Origin of the sequence: Ulvibacterium sp., assembly GCF_028285715.1 — a bacterium.
Lineage (GTDB): Bacteria > Bacteroidota > Bacteroidia > Flavobacteriales > Flavobacteriaceae > Ulvibacterium.
In genome coordinates this window covers 524,060-545,796 of sequence record NZ_JANQOO010000020.1, presented here as the reverse complement: position 1 = coordinate 545,796, position 21,737 = coordinate 524,060, and the positions used below count along the sequence as shown (strand labels likewise).

The 21,737-nt window shown below is 41.5% G+C and carries 21 protein-coding genes; 16 read left to right on the top strand and 5 right to left on the bottom strand.

Features of this window, described 5'->3' with window-relative positions; all coding sequences use genetic code 11:
* Positions 1–185: 185 nt before the first annotated feature.
* From hemA to Q0993_RS13720, 15 genes are all read left to right on the top strand, one after another.
* Positions 186–1,439, top strand: a complete 1,254-nt coding sequence (hemA, locus tag Q0993_RS13790; RefSeq protein WP_299533915.1) for a glutamyl-tRNA reductase — start codon at positions 186–188, stop codon at positions 1,437–1,439.
* Positions 1,439–3,022, top strand: coding sequence for a hydroxymethylbilane synthase (gene hemC, locus Q0993_RS13785; protein ID WP_299533913.1), 1,584 nt, complete (start codon positions 1,439–1,441; stop codon positions 3,020–3,022). Before hemA ends, hemC begins: the two co-directional genes overlap by 1 nt.
* Before the next feature lie 97 nt (positions 3,023–3,119).
* Positions 3,120–4,202 carry a uroporphyrinogen decarboxylase gene (gene hemE / locus Q0993_RS13780; protein ID WP_299533911.1) on the top strand — a complete coding sequence of 361 codons (1,083 nt, stop codon included), beginning with the start codon at positions 3,120–3,122 and terminating at the stop codon, positions 4,200–4,202.
* A gap of 24 nt (positions 4,203–4,226) precedes the next feature.
* On the top strand, positions 4,227–4,757 hold the full coding sequence (locus Q0993_RS13775; RefSeq protein WP_299533908.1) for a GNAT family N-acetyltransferase: 531 nt from the start codon (positions 4,227–4,229) through the stop codon (positions 4,755–4,757).
* 53 nt (positions 4,758–4,810) lie between these two features.
* A complete protein-coding gene (gene hemF / locus Q0993_RS13770; RefSeq protein ID WP_299533906.1) occupies positions 4,811–5,713 on the top strand; it encodes an oxygen-dependent coproporphyrinogen oxidase in 903 nt (300 codons plus the stop codon).
* Complete coding sequence (locus Q0993_RS13765) at positions 5,704–6,651, top strand: DUF4421 family protein (protein WP_299533904.1); 948 nt, start codon at positions 5,704–5,706, stop codon at positions 6,649–6,651. Before hemF ends, Q0993_RS13765 begins: the two co-directional genes overlap by 10 nt.
* A gap of 75 nt (positions 6,652–6,726) precedes the next feature.
* Complete coding sequence (locus Q0993_RS13760; protein WP_299533902.1) at positions 6,727–7,452, top strand: FkbM family methyltransferase; 726 nt, start codon at positions 6,727–6,729, stop codon at positions 7,450–7,452.
* A 3-nt stretch (positions 7,453–7,455) separates the two neighbouring features.
* Entirely contained in the window at positions 7,456–8,259 is an 804-nt protein-coding gene (locus Q0993_RS13755; protein WP_299533899.1) for a PhzF family phenazine biosynthesis protein, read from the top strand.
* A gap of 50 nt (positions 8,260–8,309) precedes the next feature.
* Positions 8,310–9,398, top strand: a complete 1,089-nt coding sequence (locus Q0993_RS13750) for a hypothetical protein (protein WP_299533897.1) — start codon at positions 8,310–8,312, stop codon at positions 9,396–9,398.
* 40 nt (positions 9,399–9,438) lie between these two features.
* On the top strand, positions 9,439–10,428 hold the full coding sequence (gene hemB, locus Q0993_RS13745; protein WP_299533894.1) for a porphobilinogen synthase: 990 nt from the start codon (positions 9,439–9,441) through the stop codon (positions 10,426–10,428).
* An 83-nt stretch (positions 10,429–10,511) separates the two neighbouring features.
* Entirely contained in the window at positions 10,512–11,843 is a 1,332-nt protein-coding gene (locus Q0993_RS13740; RefSeq protein ID WP_299533892.1) for a serine hydrolase, read from the top strand.
* Positions 11,844–11,992: 149 nt separating this feature from the next.
* The gene (locus Q0993_RS13735; RefSeq protein ID WP_299533890.1) at positions 11,993–13,132 is read left to right on the top strand and encodes a CNNM domain-containing protein; all 1,140 of its coding nucleotides are present in this window, start codon (positions 11,993–11,995) and stop codon (positions 13,130–13,132) included.
* A 31-nt stretch (positions 13,133–13,163) separates the two neighbouring features.
* Complete coding sequence (locus tag Q0993_RS13730; protein WP_299533888.1) at positions 13,164–13,637, top strand: methylated-DNA--[protein]-cysteine S-methyltransferase; 474 nt, start codon at positions 13,164–13,166, stop codon at positions 13,635–13,637.
* A gap of 256 nt (positions 13,638–13,893) precedes the next feature.
* Positions 13,894–15,699 (top strand): DUF4153 domain-containing protein, encoded by a 1,806-nt coding sequence (locus Q0993_RS13725; protein WP_299533886.1) that lies wholly within the window; start codon positions 13,894–13,896, stop codon positions 15,697–15,699.
* 1 nt (position 15,700) lies between these two features.
* Complete coding sequence (locus tag Q0993_RS13720) at positions 15,701–16,414, top strand: 3'-5' exonuclease (protein WP_299533884.1); 714 nt, start codon at positions 15,701–15,703, stop codon at positions 16,412–16,414.
* Between the two features lie 5 nt (positions 16,415–16,419).
* On the opposite strand, the gene Q0993_RS13715 is transcribed toward Q0993_RS13720, so the two are convergent.
* Entirely contained in the window at positions 16,420–17,394 is a 975-nt protein-coding gene (locus Q0993_RS13715) for an endonuclease (protein WP_299533882.1), read from the bottom strand.
* 77 nt (positions 17,395–17,471) lie between these two features.
* Here Q0993_RS13715 and hflX point away from each other — a divergent pair, with 77 nt between their 5' ends.
* A complete protein-coding gene (hflX, locus tag Q0993_RS13710) occupies positions 17,472–18,683 on the top strand; it encodes a GTPase HflX (RefSeq protein WP_299533880.1) in 1,212 nt (403 codons plus the stop codon).
* 636 nt (positions 18,684–19,319) lie between these two features.
* On the opposite strand, the gene Q0993_RS13705 is transcribed toward hflX, so the two are convergent.
* The 4 genes from Q0993_RS13705 to Q0993_RS13690 all read right to left on the bottom strand — a co-directional run bounded on the left by Q0993_RS13705 (position 19,320) and on the right by Q0993_RS13690 (position 21,707).
* Entirely contained in the window at positions 19,320–20,252 is a 933-nt protein-coding gene (locus Q0993_RS13705) for a DUF3078 domain-containing protein (RefSeq protein WP_299533878.1), read from the bottom strand.
* A 77-nt stretch (positions 20,253–20,329) separates the two neighbouring features.
* A complete protein-coding gene (locus Q0993_RS13700; RefSeq protein ID WP_299533875.1) occupies positions 20,330–20,845 on the bottom strand; it encodes a DUF2480 family protein in 516 nt (171 codons plus the stop codon).
* 101 nt (positions 20,846–20,946) lie between these two features.
* A complete protein-coding gene (locus Q0993_RS13695; RefSeq protein WP_299533873.1) occupies positions 20,947–21,279 on the bottom strand; it encodes a DUF59 domain-containing protein in 333 nt (110 codons plus the stop codon).
* Between the two features lie 5 nt (positions 21,280–21,284).
* Complete coding sequence (locus Q0993_RS13690; RefSeq protein ID WP_299533870.1) at positions 21,285–21,707, bottom strand: SufE family protein; 423 nt, start codon at positions 21,705–21,707, stop codon at positions 21,285–21,287.
* Positions 21,708–21,737 lie beyond the last annotated feature (30 nt).

Sequence of the window (21,737 nt, the reverse complement as noted above, 5' to 3'; positions counted from 1 at the left end):
TTTTCTATTTAGAATGGTTCTAAATAAAATAGAGCGAAAGCCCTTTGTTTGCTACAAAACTAAGGGTTTTGGCCGGATTACTATCGAAATTGGTCCAAAAACACTTCAAACGTTATTAAAAGAACCTCTGGCGTTATTTTTATTGGGGCTATGCTTCTATTTTTGCTTTCGATTCTCGGGTTTGTATGAAAGACTACCATATTTCCAAACACAATTCGTTTTATACTATAGGCCTTAATTATAAAAAGGCAGATGCCGAGGTGCGTGGCAAATTCAGTTTGGAAGAGACGGCCATGGATACACTTTTAATGGAGGCCAAAGCAATGGGTATAGATGGTCTTCTCGTTACCTCTACCTGTAATCGTACCGAACTGCATGGCTTTGCCCAACATCCCTTTCAATTGATAAAATTACTGTGTGACAGCACTCAGGGCACTGTAGAAGAGTTTCAGGAAGTGGCCTATGTATATAAGAACAACGACGCTATAGGGCACTTATTTCGGGTAGGCACGGGACTGGACAGCCAGATCTTAGGAGATTTTGAAATCATCAGCCAACTTAGAAAGGCTTTTAATCGTTCAAAGAAGCACAACATGGCCAATCCATTCGTTGAGCGGCTTTGTAATTCGGTTATCCAAGCCAGTAAACGTATTAAGAATGAGACGGAACTTTCATCAGGTGCCACATCTGTGGCATTTGCCTCTGTACATTATATTTTAAAAAATGTTCCCAATATTTCGGAAAAGAACATTCTCCTTTTTGGTACTGGGAAAATTGGTCGGAACACCTGCGAAAACCTCATCAAACACACAAAAAACCCACATATTACCTTAATAAACCGTACCAAGAACAAGGCGGAAAAAATTGCCGGTAAATTCAATTTGACCGTAAAAGACTATGGGGATCTGCAAAGTGAGATACGAAGTGCGGATATATTCGTTGTAGCCACAGGAGCACATCATCCCACGGTTTCCAAGGAACTTATCTACACCAAAAAGCCATTATTGATATTGGATCTTTCCGTTCCCAAGAACGTGGCCGATGATGTTAAGGTGCTAGACAATGTTACCCTGATCCATCTAGACCAACTCTCGCAAATGACCGATGAAACCTTGGAGCGCAGGAAGCAGTTTATTCCTCATGCCGAGGCCATTATAGAGGACGTTAAGCATGATTTCATCCAATGGTTGGAAACGCGCAAATTCGCACCGGTAATTAGTGCGCTTAAGAAGAAACTAAAGACCATGAAGGATGAGGAATTGGATTACCAAGCGAAAAAGATGTCCGATTTCAACGAAGAGCAGGCAGATGTAATTACCAATAGAATCATCCAAAAAATAACAAAGCAATTCGCCAATCACCTCAAAGAGACCCATACCGATGCTGATGATAGTTTGGAGCTCATTCAAAAAGTGTTTCAATTGGAAGTGAAATCGTGATGAGCAAAATCATCCGAATCGGGACACGCGATAGCCAGCTTGCGCTATGGCAGGCAAATACGGTTAAGGACAGACTGGAAGCTTTGGGTCATAAGACCGCTCTGGTTCCCGTTAAATCTACAGGCGATTTAGTATTAGACAAGCCATTACACGAACTTGGAATAACCGGAATCTTTACCAAAACCTTGGACGTTGCCCTGTTAAAAGGGGAAATCGATATTGCGGTACATTCCATGAAAGATGTACCTACGCTATTGCCCAACGACATTGTATCCGCCGCTATTTTGGAACGGGGCAATTTTTTGGATATCCTGGCCTACAAGGACAATCAGGAGTTTTTGGCCCAAGAAGATGCTATGATAGCAACCGGAAGCCTGCGCCGAAAAGCACAATGGCTCAATCGTTACCCTACCCACACCATTACAGATCTTCGGGGTAATGTAAATACAAGAATCCAAAAATTAAGAGATAGCGATTGGAACGGTGCCATATTTGCTGCGGCGGGTCTGGAACGTATCGGAATAAAGCACAAAAACACCATTGGGTTGACGTGGATGTTACCAGCGCCTGCGCAAGGAGCCATTATGGTGGTAGCTCGAAAAGGAGATGTTACAATATTGGATGCCTGCCAGGAACTGAATCACGAATCCACCGAAATTTGCACCAATGTGGAGCGTCAATTCCTTAATAAATTGGAAGGCGGTTGTACCGCTCCAATCGGAGCTTTGGCAAAAATAGAAGAAGACCGGGTCGTTCTACAAGGTGTTTTATTGAGCATCGATGGTAGCAAAAAATTGGAATCGGAGCTCTCCGCAAGAGTTGGTGAGCATCACAATCTTGGCCGGGACTGTGCCAATAGCATTTTGGCCCGGGGTGGAAAACGCCTTATGTCCGAAATACAGGGAGATGTAATCAAAAACACTACCATATTCGCTACGAAAAAACTTACTGCAGACCAACTTATGCGGTTTGGCGATTCGATATCCGTAGATTCCGAGGATTTTATTCAAGTGAATCCGTCCAGGATTCCTTCTGTAGTCCTAAAGTCCAATATTCAAAATGTTATCATAACCAGTCAAAATGCGGTCGAAGCACTTTTGACCCATAGCACTGCAGATACACTACGGTTTGAAAATATTTATTGTGTAGGACGCAAGACAAAACGCCTCATTGAACAACGTATAGGCCCTGTAAAACGTCAAGAGAAAAATGCAACAAAGCTGGCCCAATATTTAGTGGAATATATGGATGGTCTGGAAGTGACTTATTTCTGTAGTGACCAAAGACTGGATGACCTCCCTAACATCCTTATGCAAAATAACATCACCGTTAACGAAGTGGAGGCGTATAGAACCAAATTTTCACCTATTGGGATAGCTAACGAAGTGGAAAGCGTTCTGTTTTTTAGCCCTTCTGGAATAGAAAGCTATCTTTTACGGAACCCAACCAATAAAATTGCTTACTGTATTGGCGAAACTACGGCCAAACTGGCCAGGAAACATTTTACAGATGTTCGTGTAGCGCGAATACCTACTATTGAAAGTGTAATAGATAAAGTAAATGAGTATTACAGCAAAGTCTAGATGTCAGATGTGGTAGCACGCCAAAAGACTTCTGGAAAATACTTGATAAGGTAGTGAACCATGGATTTTCCAGTAAATCCGAATTAAAAACCGACTTATGATTTCTAGTCATAATCCCAGCAGCGACGAGCGAACTAAAAATATGAGCAGCATTACCAACGATTTATTCTTAAAAGCCCTGCGGGGCGAAACGGTAGATAGGCCCCCTGTATGGATGATGCGCCAAGCCGGTAGATATTTACCCGAATTTATGGAAATCCGGGAAAAGTATGATTTCTTTACCCGTTGCCAGACTCCGGAATTGGCATCCGAAATTACCGTACAACCGATACGAAGATTTGGCATGGATGCGGCTATTCTTTTTAGTGATATTTTGGTAATCCCTCAGGCCATGAATATTGAGGTACAGATGAAACCCAATTTTGGCCCCTATCTCCCCAATCCCATCAGATCGCAAAAAGATGTGGATTCCGTAATAGTTCCCGATGTAAATCAGGAATTGGACTACGTTATGCAAGCCATTGGCATGACCAAGGAAAAATTGAACAACGAAGTACCCCTTATCGGTTTTGCGGGCACCCCTTGGACCATACTCTGCTATTGCGTACAAGGACAGGGGAGCAAAACTTTTGATAAGGCCAAGGGATTTTGTTTTACACAACCGCGGACTGCACATGAAATGCTACAAAAAATCACTGATACTACTATAGCTTATCTCAAGGCCAAGGTGAATGCCGGGGTAAATGCCGTTCAACTATTCGACTCTTGGGGCGGTATGCTTTCCCCGACCGATTATCAGGAATTTTCTTGGCAATACATACAACAGATCGTGGATGCCCTAAAAGAAGATACTCCAGTAATCGTATTTGGAAAAGGGTGTTGGTTTGCCTTAGGGGAAATGGCAAAGTCTGGAGCTTCCGCTATAGGTGTGGATTGGACGTGTTCCGCCAGGAATGCAAGATACCTTTCAGGGGGTAACATTACATTACAGGGCAATTTTGATCCTGCTCGCCTGTTATCACCCCCATCACATATTAAAAGTAAGGTTACCCAAATGATCAACGAGTTTGGGAAGGATAAATACATTGTAAATTTAGGGCATGGGATACTTCCCAATATTCCATTGGAAAACGCAAAGGCATTTATTGATGCTGTAAAGGAATACCCCAACTCGATATGAGGGATTAGAACAAAACAAAAAGTGGTGTTGGATTTTGACCATTATTTTATTGAACCTATCCAAGAAAAGGACTCTTGGAAATTGTGCGATTTTGTGGTTTCCAACTCGGATAGGTTAAAGCGATACTTCCCAAAAACACTTGAGCAGAATCTCACGCCCGATTTGTCCAGGTATTTTGTAGAAAAAAAGGTAAAGCAATTCCTGGCAAAAGAAGAATTGCTATTCAAACTAAAGCATAAAGAGCATCGGACAATTATCGGCCTGGTATACATAAAGGAACTGAATTACAATAAAAGTCAGGCCGAATTGGCCTATTGCATTGGTTATCAATTTGAAGGAAAAGGTTGGATGTCGCAAACCGTCAAGGCACTATCAAACTATGCCTTTGAGGTATTGGGGTTGGAAACCCTTCAAATCATTGCCCATCATACAAATAAGGCAAGTATAAAAGTAGCGCAAAAATGTGGCTACCAATGGCGAACTACATTAAAAAAGGAATATACGCCTCCCAACGAGCCCGCATTGGATATGGAGTTGTATGAACTTGATCGTTAACCCATTAAATCTCCTGTCCCGTCCCTGGGGATTGGAATCGTAAGGCATTGTTTATGAAAGACACATTCTACGCTTATATTCAAAAGCTTCAGGATACTATAACTTCCGAACTGGAGAAAATAGATGGCAAATCCTTATTTAGGGAAGATTATTGGAGCCGGCCGGAAGGTGGCGGAGGTCGTTCCAGGATTATCGAAAATGGGGCGATTTTTGAAAAGGGGGGGGTAAATATCTCAGCGGTTCATGGGGAACTGCCTCAGAGTATGCAAAATTACTTTGGGGTCAAGGATGCCGATTTTTTTGCCTGTGGCCTTAGTTTGGTCATTCACCCAAAAAGTCCCATGATACCAACGGTACATGCCAATTGGCGATATTTTGAAATGTACGATAAAAAAGGGAACATCGTAGATCAATGGTTCGGAGGAGGACAAGACCTTACCCCCTATTATCTTTTCGATGAAGATGCGATTCATTTCCATTCCGTCTGCAAAAAGGCTTGTGACGTTCACGATCCGCTGTTTTATGCGTCGTATAAGAAAAAGTGCGATACCTACTTTTGGAATGCACATAGGAATGAGGCCCGTGGCGTGGGAGGATTGTTTTTTGACTATTGCAGAACTTCGGAAAAGATGTCCATGCAGGATTGGTATGCTTTTGTTACCGAGGTAGGCAATAGCTTTTTAGAAGCCTATGTACCAATCGTTATAAAACGCAGGGGGATGAACTACAACCAAGAACAAAGGGACTGGCAAGAAATTAGACGTGGACGCTACGTAGAATTCAATCTTGTGCACGATAAAGGCACCCTGTTCGGACTAAGGACCAATGGCCGTATTGAAAGTATCCTGATGAGCCTTCCTCCGCATGTACAATGGCGCTATGACCATCATCCCAAGGCAGGGAGCGAAGAGGAGCGTTTGGTCAAAATTCTTCAAAAGCCCAAAGAATGGGTATAAAATGGATTTTTTTCTTTTTCTTGGTATTAGCTCATTGGAGCGTTCTATCACAAAATGACAGCTTATATATCCGTAGATTTCCAGAGAAGGTCACTTTGAGACTTGGTGTGCAAAACACATCGAATAGCTTCATAATAACCGATAATGAAACCGGTGAACAAACCGAGATTGTTCCTAATGATAAGACCTACCTCGGGCTTTCGGCCTTATTCCGTTCCGTTGAAGTGGATTTGGGCTATGCCCCTAATTTCTTCTCCGAAAACCGGGACAATAGCGGATCCAAACTCTTTACTTTAAACTTTAGAATGTTTCTGGGACGTTGGATGCAGACGCTGGACTTCTATAGACAAAAGGGGTTTTTTACCCAATTTAATAACGAAGTAATACCCTTTCCGGAATTACGTACTTTAAAAATAGGCGGTACAACCAGTTTTATTTTCAACAGAAATTTTTCGTTCAGGGCCATAGGATTTCAAAATGAATGGCAGAAAAAAAGTGCGGGCAGTTTTATTCCCAGATTTACATTTTATTATACCCGATTTAGGTTGGAAGATGCCAGTATTCAAACTGGTGACGACCATTCCTTTAATTTGGCCATCGGACCCGGGTATTATTACAATTTGGTCATCGGAAAGCACTTTTTGCTTTCCGCGGGTGCCACAGTTGGACTAGGGGCTAATTTCACGCGTTCCGAGGGAGAGACATTTACCTCCAGTCTGGCCCAGATAATTTTCAGAAACGCTATTGGTTATAACTCTGAGCGGTTTTTTACAGGCATTAATCTAAACGCCCAGGTATTGGAATACGGGACAGACCAAAACACGCAATTGGACGATACCATTACCTTTGTGGAGTTGTATATTGGGTACCGCCTAGATGCTCCAAAAAAATGGATACAAAAGGCGGACAAGTTTAATCGTAAATTCGGTCTGGACTAAAAATAATCGCCCAAATTATGTTGGATATTTTCCTAAATTTATCTGAAAGGCCTCTTCACCGTTAAAAAAGTTTGAATGTTAAAAAAGCCACGACTGTTCCTTGCCGGAGTTTACTTTACCTATTTCAAGAAAGTATTTAGAAATGATGGGCTCACCATTCATATTCCCTTCCATTTAACGGACTTTAAGTTTCGTGGGCGGTTTGTTCTAGGCACCTATGAAGAAGAGGAATCTAGATATTTGAAGGAATATCTTTCCCCGGATGCCAAAGTGTTGGAGCTGGGTTCCTGTTTGGGTTACGTTTCCTGTTTGACCAATAAGTTGCTTTCCGATAATTCGGCACATTTGGTGTTGGAAGCCAATCCAAATTTAATCCCTTGGATAGAAAAGAATAAACAAGAAAACCATTGTGGATTTGCCATTGAAAATAGTATCATTTCCGATGAGGAAGTCAACGATTTTTACATTCATCACCTCATTGTGGGAGGAAGTGCCAAACGCAAGACCCCAAATAAAATCCAAATAAACGGCGAAACGTTTCAAGGACTGCGCAAAAAATATGCTATCGATTTCGATACCCTGATTATGGATATTGAAGGGGGCGAACTGGATTTATTTCGAAACTATAAAAACGGAATAGCGGAATTTGACCAAATTTTTATGGAAGTACATCCCTTTGCCAATATATTGACTGAGGAAGAAGCCCAAGAATGTGAGGATATCCTTAGTTCCATAGGTTTTGATATTGTAATAAGGGATGGAAATTTTCAAATTTGGGAAAAAAGGAAAAAATCCACTTGAATTATGAAACTCAAAATGTATCAGATAGATGCCTTTACCGACCAGGTTTTTTCCGGTAACCCGGCTGCGGTCTGTATTCTCGAAAGTTGGCTGGATGATACAACCATGCAACGGATAGCAGCCGAGAATAATCTGGCGGAAACCGCATTTCTAGTAAAACATAGGGAAGGTTTTGCCATACGTTGGTTTACACCATCCATTGAAGTTGCCTTATGCGGACACGCTACCTTGGCCTCGGCCTTTGTACTTTTTAATTACTATGACGTCACCACGGACAAAATTAATTTTTATTCGCAAAGCCGTGGGGCCCTATCGGTCGAAAAAGGAAAGGATGGGCTTTTGACCTTAGATTTTCCCGTAGATGCCATAGTCGAAGTCCAACCTCAGGATACGCTGAACGAAGCCATAGGAAAAGTGCCCATACAGACTTTTAAGGGAAAAACGGACTATTTGTTAATCTATGAATCTCAACAGGATATAGAGGACATTGCACCCAATTTTCATGTACTTGGCAAGGCCAATGTACGGGGCGTTATTGTTTCTGCCAAAGGAATAAAAGTAGATTTTGTCTCTAGGTTTTTTGCTCCTGGTTCGGGAATCGATGAAGATCCCGTAACAGGTTCCGCCCATACAACGCTTACCCCTTATTGGTCAAAACAATTGGGCAAAACAAAATTGAGTGCCAAGCAGTTGTCCAAAAGAGGCGGTGATCTTTTTTGCGAAGACTTGGGGGAACGTATTAAAATAACTGGAAAGGCAGTGCCTTATTTAATCGGTGAAATTGAAATCCAAGGGTCTTTGCCTTGATTTAAACAAGCATACAAATGGAACCCGTCTATTTCGTAATAAAATATATAATGATGACGGCACGATTCTTTTTTAAAGGTATATATTTAGTTATTATACTTAACGGTATTTTGTTGTTAGGCTGCAAAAAGACCAAAACACCAAGTCCCAAAGTGACCATTTCCGTATGGTATGGCCATGAACAATATTTTGGGAATGTAGGCCAACCTCAGGCCCAAATCAATATACTGGGCAATATCCAGGCGGATAGTGCCGGAATAACCGCATATTATAAGCTTAATGACTCCCAAGAAAAACATGTACTTACCTTAGGTTCCGACCTCCACCGATTGGCCGCCCAGGGCGATTTTAATATTGAAATTTATAGGGATAACCTAAAGAATGGTGCTAATAGCGTAAATCTTTATGTCACTAAAGATGGAAAAGTACTGGAATCAAAAGAAATTGGGATACACTACAATCCTAAAACGGAATGGCCTTTGCCCTATTCCGTAAACTGGGCAGAGGTTGAGAATATTCAGGATGTGGTACAAGTGGTAGACGGCCATTGGAAAATAACGCCTCAAGGTATTCGCACCCAAGATGTCTATTATGACCGGGTTCTGGCCATCGGAGATGCTTCTTGGAGAGACTATGAGGTGACTACTACAGTTACTTTTCACGGATATACTCCGCCCGAGGAAGGCCCGCCAACGTATAATGTATCCCATGCGGCCTTGGCTACCCTATGGCCGGGACATGATAGGGACAGCCTACAACCCAATAGGAAATGGCATCCTTTAGGCGCAACGGCCGAATTTAGGATTACCGATGGCTATAAAAATTGTAGATGGCGAATCTTTGATGGTGATAATTTTTATGAGGAGCAAAAAGAGGATCAGTACCGCGATATTAAGGAAGGTATAACTTACGCAATGAAACATCGTGTACAGGACCTTCCTAATAATAGCGTACAATATTCCGTAAAGCTTTGGGAAGCGAATCAAAAAGAGCCCAAAGAATGGGATTTCCAGGCCGTGGAGACCTCGAAGCTAAAACACCCCGGTGGTTCTTGCCTCCTTATTGCCCACAATACCGATATTACCTTTGGAAATGTTGATATAATTCCATTGAAAGGAATACCAACCGTTGGCGATTAATTATCTTTAGGGACTCCAAACTTGAAGCAGAATATATACCATGCATCCATTAATACGAAATAGACGACTCCGAAGCTCTGAGACCCTTCGGAACCTGGTTAGGGAAACCATTCTTACGCCCCATGATTTTTTGGTCCCGCTTTTTGTGGTGGAAGGTAATGGCATAAAGCAGGAGATTCCTTCCATGCCGCAATATTACCGACTTAGCTTGGATAACTTGGAAAAAGAGGTTAAGGAACTTTGGAGTATGGGCCTCTGTGCCGTATTGCTCTTCGTAAAAGTACCGGATAATCTAAAAGATAATAAAGGTTCAGAAGCATTGAATCCGAACGGACTTATGCAGCTCGCCATACAACATGTAAAAAATGCATGTCCGGATATGTTGGTAATGACCGATGTTGCCTTGGACCCCTATTCTTCCTACGGCCATGATGGCATCGTTGAAAACGGCCGAATCTTAAACGATGAAACTTCGGAGGTTTTGGCGGAAATGAGCGTTAGTCATGCCCAAGCGGGAGCCGATTTTGTGGCACCTAGCGATATGATGGACGGGCGTATTCTTACTATACGAGAAACCTTGGAAGAAGAAGGATTTACCGAAACGGGCATCATGAGTTATAGTGCCAAATACGCCAGTGCCTTTTATGGACCGTTTCGGGATGCCCTGGATTCCGCTCCAGTGGATATGAAAAATATTCCTAAGGACAAAAAAACCTACCAAATGGATTACGCCAATCGTTTGGAAGCCTTAAAGGAAACCCAAATGGATATTGATGAAGGTGCCGATATCGTCATGGTAAAACCCGGATTGTGTTATCTGGATATTGTCCGGGAAATACGAAATGACGTAGAGGTCCCAGTGGCCGTATATCAAGTCTCCGGGGAGTACGCCATGCTCAAGGCGGCGGCGGAGAAAGGATGGTTGGAACACGACGCGGTACTGATGGAACAACTGGTCGCCATAAAAAGAGCAGGTGCGGATATTATAGCAAGTTATTTTGCCAAGGATGCCGTACGGTTGATTTCATAGTTTTCAATCGTCCGCATGAAATTGACACCAATGTTACCTAATGATAACCAATTTCTTCTTTTTAGAATGAATCTATGATACTTATGAAAAAGTTGCTTTTTATCGTTTTTGGTTTACTTTTTGGGATGGTCTTGGCGCAAGAAGGGGCTACCACAGCCTTAAACATTCCTCATCAAGAGAAACTCACTTATGGTTTCCCTTCTGAGGTGGGCCTTGATTCATCGTATATACATACCAAAGTCGATTCTATTATAACGAATGGTATAAAAATGGAGGCCTTTCCGGGGGCCCAAGTACTGGTAGCCAAAAATTCTCGAATTATTTTTCATAAAGCCTATGGTTTCCATACCTATGATAGCGTACAATCCGTTACATTAAATGACATTTATGACTTGGCATCGGTTACCAAGATAACAGGACCTTTACCCGCCCTTATGAAATTGGTTGATGAGGGAAAATTGGATTTGGACAAACCTTTTAGCACCTATTGGAAACCCTGGCGCAATATAAAGGACAAAAAAGATTTAACCTTGCGGGAGATTCTGGCACACCAAGCGGGGTTGGAGCCTTATATCATTTTCCTCAACGAGGTCATTAAAAAAAATGGAAAACTTAAAAGTCGATTCGTAAGGAAAACAAAGAAAAATCGATTTCAGAACAAGGCCTACGAGGGGCTTTATGTAAACAACCGATTTAATCGGAAAATGTATCGTATGATCAACCGCTCAAAAGTTTCCGATGAAAAGAAATATCGTTACTCAGGGCTTACTTTTTTAATATTTCCCAAACTTATTGAACAATTGACGGGTGAATCCTATGAATATTATTTGGAAAAGAATTTTTACCTGCCTTTGGGTGCCGTTACCCTCGGATTTAACCCAAAACCAAAAAATCTCCCCAACCTAATTGTTCCTACAGAGCAGGATACACTATTCCGCCATACGTTGACCCAGGGGTGGGTACACGATGAAAATGCGTCGCTTTTAGGAGGCGTATCGGGCAATGCCGGTCTTTTTAGTTCTGCGATTGATTTGGCCAAGATTATGCAACTCTATCAAAATTATGGTAGTTATGAAGGCAGGCGATACTTTTCAGAAGCCACGGTGAAGGAATTCATAAAAGTGCAATATCCGGATAATGAAAATCGACGTGGCCTGGGTTTCGACAAACCTCTTTTGGACAATGCCGAGCTATCAATCGATGAAGCCTATCCAGCACCAGAGGCAAGTCCAGAAAGCTTTGGACATAGTGGTTTTACAGGGACATTTGTCTGGGCCGACCCAAAAAACCAATTGGTATTTGTTTTTCTTTCCAACAGGGTCAACCCTACTAGGGAGAATCGCAATCTGTATAGTTTGCATATTCGATCAGCATTGCAGCAGGTGTTCTATCAGGCTAATTTACCTTTGAATTAAGACCGTGGTACTGCTCGGAAATGTGCCTCTCCGGGCAACGCATTTTTTAAGTCAGTTAAAATTGTTTGTATTGGCTCTGTATCTGCTGCTTATCGAATATGGGTTTCACTAATTTTAATTGGTATCTTTGATTTGGTAAAACTTCATTCATGGGATTATTACTCTTTTATGCCCTTGTTTCCATATTTTTTTCCTTTCTCTGCTCAATCTTGGAGGCCGTTCTTTTGAGCATTACACCAACCTTTGTCAATCTCAAAAAAAAGGAGGGCAAGTCCTATGCCCAAACCCTTGAGGGATTAAAAAAGGATGTGGATAAACCATTGATTGCCATCCTCACCCTAAACACTATAGCCCATACTGTAGGTGCCATTTTGGTTGGGGTGCAGGCCAAAGTGGCTTATGCCGACCTATATGGCAGCACACAGCACAAGGTTTTGGGCATGGCGTTTACAGAGGACGTTATGGTGGGCGTAGTTTCAACGGTTATGACCATATTAATTTTAGTTGCTTCGGAGATTATTCCAAAGACCATAGGCGCAACCTATTGGCGGCAATTGGCGAATTTTACGGCCAAATCGCTCAAAATAATGGTTTTGATACTAAAATGGACCGGGCTCCTATGGTTGTTGCAGCTTTTTACCAAATTGGTTGGAGGTAAGGGGCATCATGGGAGTGTGCTAAGCCGGGAAGACTTTACTGCCATGGCTGATATTGCCCAAGAAGAGGGGGTTTTTGAAGAATCGGAATCTACAGTTATCAAAAATTTGCTCCGTTTTGATGAGGTACTGGTAAAGGACATCATGACCCCAAGGGCTGTGGTAAAAATAGCTTCTGAGCAGAGTACTGTTCAGGAGTTTTTTGATGAAAACCCCAAACTTCGGTTCTCCCGTATTCCCGTTTATGATAGCAAAGTGGATAATATTACGGGCTTTGTGCTCAAGGATAATGTGTTGGAGGAGATTATAAATGACAATGCGGATATCCCATTATCAGAAATTCGCAGGGACTTATTGATTACCAAAAGGGATACTCCCATTCCACGGTTGTTTGATACCTTGATCGCCAAGCGCGAACATATTGCCCTAGTGGTGGACGAATATGGATCGGTAAGTGGTATTGTTACTATGGAGGATGTTATTGAGACCCTTCTCGGCCTTGAAATCATGGACGAAAGTGACAACATAGCAGACTTACAACTTTTGGCCCGGAAGAACTGGGAGCGCAGGGCCAAACGAAGTGGTGTAATAGAACAGCAAACCCAACCACCTGATTCGCCGCCGGCCGAGTAACCTTTTCCCTTTAAAACACCATTTCGAGATTATGGAAGAATGTTATATAGAAACGCCTTTGGGAGTAGCCAAACTAGAAGGTGATGCCGAGGGACTTTCCAGTATTACCGTTCTGGATCCGGACCACAAAACAACCGACGTTGTTCCAGAAATTCTTGAGGAGGCTACATATCAACTTCATGAATATTTTGAGGGAAAACGAAAGTGCTTTAACCTAAGTCTAAATCCGCAGGGAACCGATTTTCAAAAAAAAGTTTGGGCTGCACTTCAGGAAATCTCTTATGGAAAGACTGTTTCCTATTTAGAGCTCTCCAAAACCTTGGGTGATGTAAAGGCCATTCGAGCTGTAGCAGCAGCCAACGGAAAAAATCCGTTATGGATAGTAATACCTTGCCATCGAGTAATCGGAAGTGATGGTTCCCTGATCGGCTATGCGGGTGGTCTTTATCGGAAAAAATGGCTTTTAGACCATGAGAATCCTGTAAAGCAGCAATCGTTATTTTAATTCCTTAAGACTGATTGGTCTGTCATCCAGATACTACTTAATGTCGTTTGAAATAGTATGCATTTCATCGATAAAGTATTTATTTGGAGGAGATTTTGGCCTTAACCTATCATTCTTTAAAGTAAAAAACCGACCTAAGGGTCGGTTTTCGGTTTATTCCAAGGAATTTCCTGTTAAGTGTCCTTCGCAAGTTGGGTGATATCATAATCCTAGCCTTTGCAAATTTGTTCGTATATTGAGTTCAAGACAATTTCTAATGAAGTTCCCCTCAGTACTAGATATTGCAAATAAGGCACAAAGTGCCTTTAAACGCTTTCCCGTTACCTTGGTTTGGGTAATGCTGGGGTCTTTTTTTTGTATTTTTCTTCTCGAAGATAACTCAGGTCAACTATTTGAAAAGTACTCAGATGTTCTGTTGACGCTTGTATTGGGAGTAAGTTGGCTTATAGGAACGCAGTTCTTCTTGGAGCAAGTAAAAAACCGTAAAAAATGGATTGCTCTAAAGTTGATAGTTTTGGTGCTGCTATTCCTTTTTTACTGGCACTTACCAGATTTAAGCGCATCAGATGTAAGCCCAATCTACTTTATCCGATTCTTCCTTTACTTCATAGCCGGACATCTATTGGTGCTTTTCGCACCCTTCGCAATACAATGGAATAAAACGGCCTATTGGAACTATTTGAAATCCGTAGGATATGCCATTGTACGTAGTGCTTTTTTTTCAGGGATACTGTATTTAGGCCTTGTCCTGGCTTTATTGGCCATAGATTCCTTGTTCAACGTTGATATTAAAGGTGAACGCTACGGGCAATTATTTGTCTTTTGTTTGGGAATCGTAAACACGTGGATCTACTTATCGGATTTTCCAAAGGAAGTACTGGAAAATGTAACACTAACATTTAACAAAGCCTTGGAAGTATTTGTGAAATATATTTTAATACCCTTGGTACTTCTCTACATCCTAATACTGTATGCATATGGCCTAAAGATTTTAATCCAATGGGAACTCCCTAAGGGTTGGGTATCTTATTTGGTAACGGCCTTGGCGTTATTGGGTTTTTTGGTCCAAGCTATCATCAATCCCGTACAGAAAACCCTCAAATCATGGATGATAAATTATTTTTATCCATGGTTTTATGTTTTATTGCTTCCTTTAGTTCTCCTCCTATTTGTAGCCATTTTTAGGCGTATCGGGGACTATGGGTTTACGGAAAACCGTTATTTCGTTTTAATCATTGCCTTCTGGATTTTGGGTATGGCCCTGTACCTTCTCCTTAATTCCAAGAAGCGTTTAAAAGTTCTACCTATTTCACTTTTTATTCTGGCCATCCTCACTTCATTTGGTTTTTGGGGCGCGTTCAGTATTTCAAAAAATAGCCAAATCCAGGAGTTCCAAAATGTGTATGGAGATGTTGAATCCAAAGGCAATATGGCAAATTTGCAAGAGTATGAGCAGTTGAAATCCATTCTCTCCTATTTGGATGATCGAAATGCATTATTCCAACTGGACATTATTAACAATGCCGATATGTCCTCGTTAGGAATCCTCAAGGACACTCTAAGCGGAACATTAAGAACGTATGGTTGGCTTGATACTGAAAAAATATTGGATTCCCTAGGGATTACCCTGGATCCAAAAGATAAAAACCAAGAGAGTATCTATGGAAACTATCATAATTATTATCAACAAGATAATACCGATTTCAGTTTTGATATTTCTGACTATACCCTCTTTACGAAACTGAGTATCAATCCAAGTACGCCGGATAGTATTCCACTAGGTCGCTGTTTTGTACAATATCGGTCAAAATCTCCTTTATTGACCTTACACGAAAAGGGAAATGGTAAAACCCTCTTGGAAATACCCCTAGAACCAAAGCTCAAGGAGCTATCCAAGTACGGAAGAAATCTGTATTCCATTAATCCGGAAAAACTGGTTATAGATCTCAAAAATGATGACGTGCTTGCTAAAGTTGTCTTCATCGATTTGGGCTTTTATGTTAAAAAGGACTCCATTGAAATAAATCATTCCAACATTTACCTTTTCCTAAAGCTACCCTAAGATGTTACAAAAAATTAATTTGGAACATGTCTTGTTCCTTGATATAGAGACCGTTCCCCAAAAGGCAGCCTTTGAAGAACTGGAACATACCGAGCAAGAACTTTGGGAGCAAAAGTCCCAATACCAACGAAAGGAAGGGATTACGGCAGAGGAGTTTTATGATAGTGCCGGAATATGGGCTGAATTTGGAAGGATTATCTGTATTTCTGTAGGTTATTTTAACCTAAAAGGGGACATTCGAAATTTTAGGGTAACCTCTTTTCACGGGGAAGAGCTAAAAATCCTTCGGAATTTTAAAAACCTTTTGGACGCTCATTTTAGTTCGCCAAAACATCTACTTTGTGGGCATAATGGTAAGGAGTTCGATTTTCCCTATATCGCGAGGCGCATGATTGTCCATGGTATTCCATTGCCTTATAAACTGAATCTTTTTGGTAAAAAGCCCTGGGAAGTTCCGCATTTGGATACCATGGAGCTATGGAAGTTTGGGGATTATAAGCACTATACTTCTTTAAAGTTATTGGCCCATGTTTTGGGTATTCCCTCACCCAAGGAAGATATTGACGGAAGCAAGGTGCGCGAGGTTTATTATGAGGATAACGACCTGGATAGGATTGTTTTGTATTGCGAAGGTGATGTGGTGACTACGGCACAGGTTTTTCTTCGCTTACGAAATGAGGATTTGTTGGAAGAAACCGAAATCACAAAGATTTAAAATCCTCATCTATTATACTTTAATTGTATGTAAACCGGAAAATGATCGCTGTAACCTCCTAAATATTTGCGCCCCACGTAAGTTCTATACGGACTTCCCTTGTATTTTCCAGTCCATTCGGTCAGAAAACGGTCATCAAAGATATTGGCATGGGCAAAGCTATGGGTCCCTTTTTCATAGTTGAAGAAATTGTGCGAGACCATAATCTGATCAAAAAGGCTCCAACTGCGCTTATAATTGGCACTGCCCCTTTCCGGCGAATGTAGCTTTTCCATAGGATTATATAAAGTAGTGGATTGCATCAAGGTCTGTATACTTTCGGAAGAAGGGTCGTCATTAAAATCTCCCATGACGATATAATTGGGATTGGGGATTTTCATTTCCAGGGCAGTCATAAATTCCCGTATAGTTTCAGCCGCCTGTACCCGTTTGTATCCGGTCTCTACCTTACCGCTTCTGCGGGAAGGCCAGTGGTTTACAAAAATATGGACCTCTTCTCCATTCAACTTTCCATGAACATATAGAATATCTCTTGTGGTATCCCGCAACCCATCCAATTCGTAGACCAGCAGAGCAATAGGTTCAGAATGCATTACTTCAAAACTCCCTTTGTGATAAATCAATGCCGTATCGATACCACGTTCATCCGGTGAGTCATAATGTACATAGCCATAGTCGATATGCCGTAAAGGTTCCGAAGTAATAAGGTCGTCCATAACCGTTTTGTTCTCCACTTCGGCGACCCCTACCAAAACGGGTGGGTTTTGGGCAGATTCGTTTCCAATTTCGGAAATAGTCTTGGCCAACTTGCCCACTTTCTTTTGATATCGCTTATCCGACCATTTTTTGGTTCCTTTTGGCGTAAAGTCATCGTCCAAGGTGTCCGGGTCATCTACCGTGTCAAATAAATTTTCCAGATTATAAAACGCTATGGTATGTAGCCGTTTGCCTTTCTTTCTCTTAAAAAATGAAAAAAGCATACATTCTCTTTTTGGGGAGCTTAATTTACGAAAATAGCTTGGCCCGTATTGCTTAAATTTGCACTTTGCGATTTCATATGTTAGAAAAACAGCACATAGAGTATGAGCAGGCCGTTTTAATCGGGGTTATCAATAGGGGACAAAACGAGGAAAAGGTAACCGAATATTTGGATGAACTGGAGTTTTTGACCTATACGGCCGGCGGAGAAGTCACCAAACGTTTTGTACAACGTGTAGAAATCCCCAATCCCAAAACCTACATTGGTAGCGGAAAGATGAAGGAGGTTGAGGCCTATGTTAAACAGCATGAAATAGGGTCCGTGATTTTTGATGACGAGCTCTCCCCGGCACAACAAAACAACATTGAAAAGCTGTTGCGTTGCAAAATCCTCGATCGCACCGGACTTATACTGGATATTTTTGCCCAACGTGCACAGACCAGTTATGCCCGTACCCAGGTAGAACTTGCGCAATATGAATATCTACTACCGCGATTGACCGGTCTATGGACCCATTTGGAGCGTCAGCGCGGGGGTATTGGGATGCGTGGACCCGGGGAAACGGAAATTGAGACTGACCGTCGTATTGTTCGAGACCGGATTTCCTTGTTAAAAAAGAAGCTTGCCAAGATAGATAAACAAATGGAGACCCAACGCGGCAACCGAGGTTCCTTGGTCCGTGCGGCACTCGTGGGCTATACCAATGTGGGTAAATCTACCTTAATGAACGTGATAAGTAAAAGTGATGTTTTTGCCGAGAACAAACTTTTTGCCACCTTGGATACCACGGTACGGAAAGTAGTCATCGGTAATCTTCCTTTTTTGTTGAGCGATACCGTTGGATTTATCCGGAAACTTCCGACCCAATTGGTAGAGAGTTTTAAAAGTACCTTGGACGAAGTACGGGAAGCAGATCTATTACTACATGTAGTGGACATCTCCCACTCCCAATTTGAGGAGCACATAGATTCCGTAAACCAGATTTTAGACGAAATCAATAGCGCCGAAAAACCTGTGATCATGGTTTTCAACAAAATAGACCAATATTCACATGAGACCTTGGATGAAGACGATTTAATTACCGAAAAAACCTCAAGACATTTTACAATGGAGGAGTGGAAGCGGACATGGATGCAGCGTTTGGGCGACAATGTGCTTTTTATTTCTGCACTAAACAAGGATAATCTGGATGAGTTTCGTAGCAAGGTATATCAGGCCGTGCGGGAAATCCACATCAGCCGATTCCCCTACAATAATTTCCTATATCCAGAAAATCTAGATTACCAATAGCGGGGTTTTTTGTTGGGAAAGTATACCGTTCATCGATGAAATTGGCCGTTCATTTTTTTCACAACAAATTAAGACCGGTTCACAACAATAATTTAGAACTGTTGGATATCCGTACTACATTTACAGTGTAATTAAGTGATAGTGTTGACCCCAAACCGACACCTTGAACTTAACTGAAAAAGAATGGAGGTTTCCCCAAAACCAAAATTCGAACCTACAAAGCTTAGACCAGATTTTACAATAGCCTACTTAACTAAAAAAATGGCCCGTACCCCACAGTCCGGGCTTTTTTTATTTGGTAACAATTGAAGTGCTTTTTGAGCATTTCATCGATGATACCACTCATTTTAACGTTGTTCACAACAAATAGTATCCTTTTCACAACAAAAATTTAAGCGTGGTACACTATGAAGCTACTTTAGCAGGGTATTTAAAGGTTTACTTATTGTCCCAGAAGAGAACGTAACTTAACGAAAATTGGTCCCGATAGTTATTGGGATGGCACCGCCCTAATCTTTACCGAATATTGAGTTCGATTTTATTTGACTGTGCAAACAAATTAAATGTACCCTACTTACCAGAAAAGGCCCGACAAAATTGTCGGGCCTTTTACGTTATACTGAAAAACCTTGTATTTTAAAAGGAATAATTGAGTCCAAAAATCCAATAGGTCTGCAAATCGTTATCAATGCTATCAAAGGTCGCATCAGGATCTGGCGTAGGTGCTTTGTTTATGGCATAATCCAAGGCTTCCTGTTTGTTGTTCCTAAGACCAAATTCAAAGCCAAGCCCTATCCCGTTCCACAAAGTATATCCGAAAGAATTGATCCATGTCCAGTTGGAAAGATCCCCATTCTCATAGCTTTGGAAGGTAGAAAAATTGGTCTTAAAGTTAACATTCCCAATTTGACGGGTATAATCCACTAAGATTTTGGCCCCCGAAGAAGATTCATAAATGTCCTCCTCACTACTGAACACAAAATTATAGTTGAACGGGTGAATAACCACGACCATATCCGCAATAGGCGTCCAGGTGGCCCCAATTCCCAAATCCAAATAACCAGGATCATTGAAGTTGTTTATAATCGTGGTTCGATATTCCCCTAAAGCCGAAATCGCGAATTTTTCGCTCAATTTGTATCCGTAAAGGGAAGTAAGATTAAAGACATCCGTAGTTCCGTTGAAGCTCTCATCATCCGTATCACTATCCTTATCGTCCAACTTTACCCATTGTAGGTTAATGTTTCCCGAATTTCTCCAAAAAAACTTTTCCTGGTTCAGATTGGCAAAGGCATTAAGGGTAACCCCAATGTTACCGGAGGAGTTATTAGGTGTTCCCTGGGCATACCAGTTGTTGAATCCTGAAATGTTGGCACCAATGGTACCAAAGGCACCCTTTTTCCAACCTGGAAAGGCATCGATCTGCGCTTGTAGGCCATCGACCCTTCCCTGAATATCAGCTATGGAATCCTTTTTGGCCTTCTGTTCGGTCTTGAGTTCTTCAAGCGTCTGTGCCGAAACAAAAGATATCATAAGGGATGCTGCTAGTGCAAATACTAACTTTTTCATAATGTCTAGTGTTTAGTTATAGTTTATGAACTACAAATTTAAACATGTAAACATATAATGAACAAGGTTGTCAACAATTATTTGCGCTTAAAAAGAGGGACAGAAGAGCAGGCTTCTCCATACATAACGCTTTTTGCCACTGTCTGCAGTTTGGCAGTAATCCACAAATAAGCGTTCGGGGGAACGGGCTTGGCGGCACACCCCTTAACAATGACCGGTTTATCCTTGAAATCATCCAAATCCAGATTTTCGATTACGGAATGGAAGAGGATGGTTTCCAAATCCGTTAAGGTTCCTTGCACCACCTTTTTGGCATAAGGTTGCAAATGGGTCATTACCAACATATAAGCCCATCCAGGGATTATGGCATCCGTTGAGCAGGTTAATGCGACATAGGAGTTCTGATATTGCTCCCATGAATGGTCCGCGACCTGGGCCCTAAATTCCTTTTCCCTAAGGATGAACCCCTCGTATAGCCAGTCCTTGATATCCAAAAGTACCCTTTTGCCTTCTGGATAAAAATCCTCCAAATCCAAAGTGACCAATTTGCTCTGGGCCACACGGTTTACTATGGGATCTTCTTTAAGTTTCATGTTATTATCCTCAAATAGTTATTCAAATGCTGAGCCAAGAAAATTCAAATTCCAGGTTCTTAAGACCGAAAATTTTGTACTGTCAAACTTATATTTCCTACTTAGAGCAATCCTAGTTCCAACTTAGCTTCCTCACTCATTAGGTCCTGGGTCCAAGGAGGGTCAAAAGTAATTTCCACCTCCGCATCGCTTATCATATCCAGGGATTTTACTTTTTCCTCTACTTCAACCGGTAAAGTCTCGGCTACCGGGCAGTTAGGTGACGTTAAGGTCATTAAAATCTTTACCTCATTATCCTCGTTTACAAAAACGTCATATATCAGGCCCAATTCATAGATATCCACCGGAATTTCAGGATCATAAATGGTCTTTAGGATCTTTACTATTTTCTCTCCCAACTCTTGGGTGTCTATTTTAGTGGTTTCCTCACTCATTTTTCCTAGTTTAATTGCGTTTGATAGGCCACCGCATATAATTTCAGCTGCTTAATCATGCTGACCAATCCATTGGCACGGGTGGGCGATAAATGTTCCTTAAGACCAATTTCATCAACAAAATCAGTGTCCGCATTTATAATATCCTGTGGTTTTTGATTGCTGAACGATCGTATCAAAATAGCTATGATACCCTTGGTGATAATGGCGTCACTGTCCGCCGTAAATACCAGTTTATCATCCTCCAACTCGGCATGTACCCATACCTTACTTTGACAGCCCTTGATGATATTATCTTCGGTCTTGTATTTTTCATCTATCAAAGGAAGCGACTTCCCTAATTCTATCATGTATTCGTAACGTTGCATCCAATCATCGAACATAGAGAATTCGTCCACAATTTCCTCCTGAATTTCTTCAATGGTCATATATTGATTTTTGGTAAAAATACGATAAGA

Excerpts from the sequence above, each read along its gene's own strand:
- Q0993_RS13700 (WP_299533875.1), bottom strand. The coding sequence starts at position 20,845 with ATGAAACTTAAAGAAGATCCCATAGTAAACCGTGTGGCCCAGAGCAAA.
- Q0993_RS13725 (WP_299533886.1), top strand. The coding sequence starts at position 13,894 with ATGAAGTTCCCCTCAGTACTAGATATTGCAAATAAGGCACAAAGTGCC.
- Q0993_RS13705 (WP_299533878.1), bottom strand. The coding sequence starts at position 20,252 with ATGAAAAAGTTAGTATTTGCACTAGCAGCATCCCTTATGATATCTTTT.
- Q0993_RS13760 (WP_299533902.1), top strand. The coding sequence starts at position 6,727 with ATGTTAAAAAAGCCACGACTGTTCCTTGCCGGAGTTTACTTTACCTAT.
- hemF (WP_299533906.1), top strand. The coding sequence starts at position 4,811 with ATGAAAGACACATTCTACGCTTATATTCAAAAGCTTCAGGATACTATA.
- Q0993_RS13765 (WP_299533904.1), top strand. The coding sequence starts at position 5,704 with ATGGGTATAAAATGGATTTTTTTCTTTTTCTTGGTATTAGCTCATTGG.
- hflX (WP_299533880.1), top strand. The coding sequence starts at position 17,472 with ATGTTAGAAAAACAGCACATAGAGTATGAGCAGGCCGTTTTAATCGGG.
- Q0993_RS13735 (WP_299533890.1), top strand. The coding sequence starts at position 11,993 with ATGGGATTATTACTCTTTTATGCCCTTGTTTCCATATTTTTTTCCTTT.
- Q0993_RS13750 (WP_299533897.1), top strand. The coding sequence starts at position 8,310 with ATGATGACGGCACGATTCTTTTTTAAAGGTATATATTTAGTTATTATA.
- hemE (WP_299533911.1), top strand. The coding sequence starts at position 3,120 with ATGATTTCTAGTCATAATCCCAGCAGCGACGAGCGAACTAAAAATATG.
- Q0993_RS13720 (WP_299533884.1), top strand. The coding sequence starts at position 15,701 with ATGTTACAAAAAATTAATTTGGAACATGTCTTGTTCCTTGATATAGAG.
- hemA (WP_299533915.1), top strand. The coding sequence starts at position 186 with ATGAAAGACTACCATATTTCCAAACACAATTCGTTTTATACTATAGGC.
- Q0993_RS13695 (WP_299533873.1), bottom strand. The coding sequence starts at position 21,279 with ATGAGTGAGGAAACCACTAAAATAGACACCCAAGAGTTGGGAGAGAAA.
- Q0993_RS13690 (WP_299533870.1), bottom strand. The coding sequence starts at position 21,707 with ATGACCATTGAAGAAATTCAGGAGGAAATTGTGGACGAATTCTCTATG.
- Q0993_RS13755 (WP_299533899.1), top strand. The coding sequence starts at position 7,456 with ATGAAACTCAAAATGTATCAGATAGATGCCTTTACCGACCAGGTTTTT.
- Q0993_RS13730 (WP_299533888.1), top strand. The coding sequence starts at position 13,164 with ATGGAAGAATGTTATATAGAAACGCCTTTGGGAGTAGCCAAACTAGAA.
- hemC (WP_299533913.1), top strand. The coding sequence starts at position 1,439 with ATGAGCAAAATCATCCGAATCGGGACACGCGATAGCCAGCTTGCGCTA.
- hemB (WP_299533894.1), top strand. The coding sequence starts at position 9,439 with ATGCATCCATTAATACGAAATAGACGACTCCGAAGCTCTGAGACCCTT.
- Q0993_RS13740 (WP_299533892.1), top strand. The coding sequence starts at position 10,512 with ATGAAAAAGTTGCTTTTTATCGTTTTTGGTTTACTTTTTGGGATGGTC.
- Q0993_RS13715 (WP_299533882.1), bottom strand. The coding sequence starts at position 17,394 with ATGCTTTTTTCATTTTTTAAGAGAAAGAAAGGCAAACGGCTACATACC.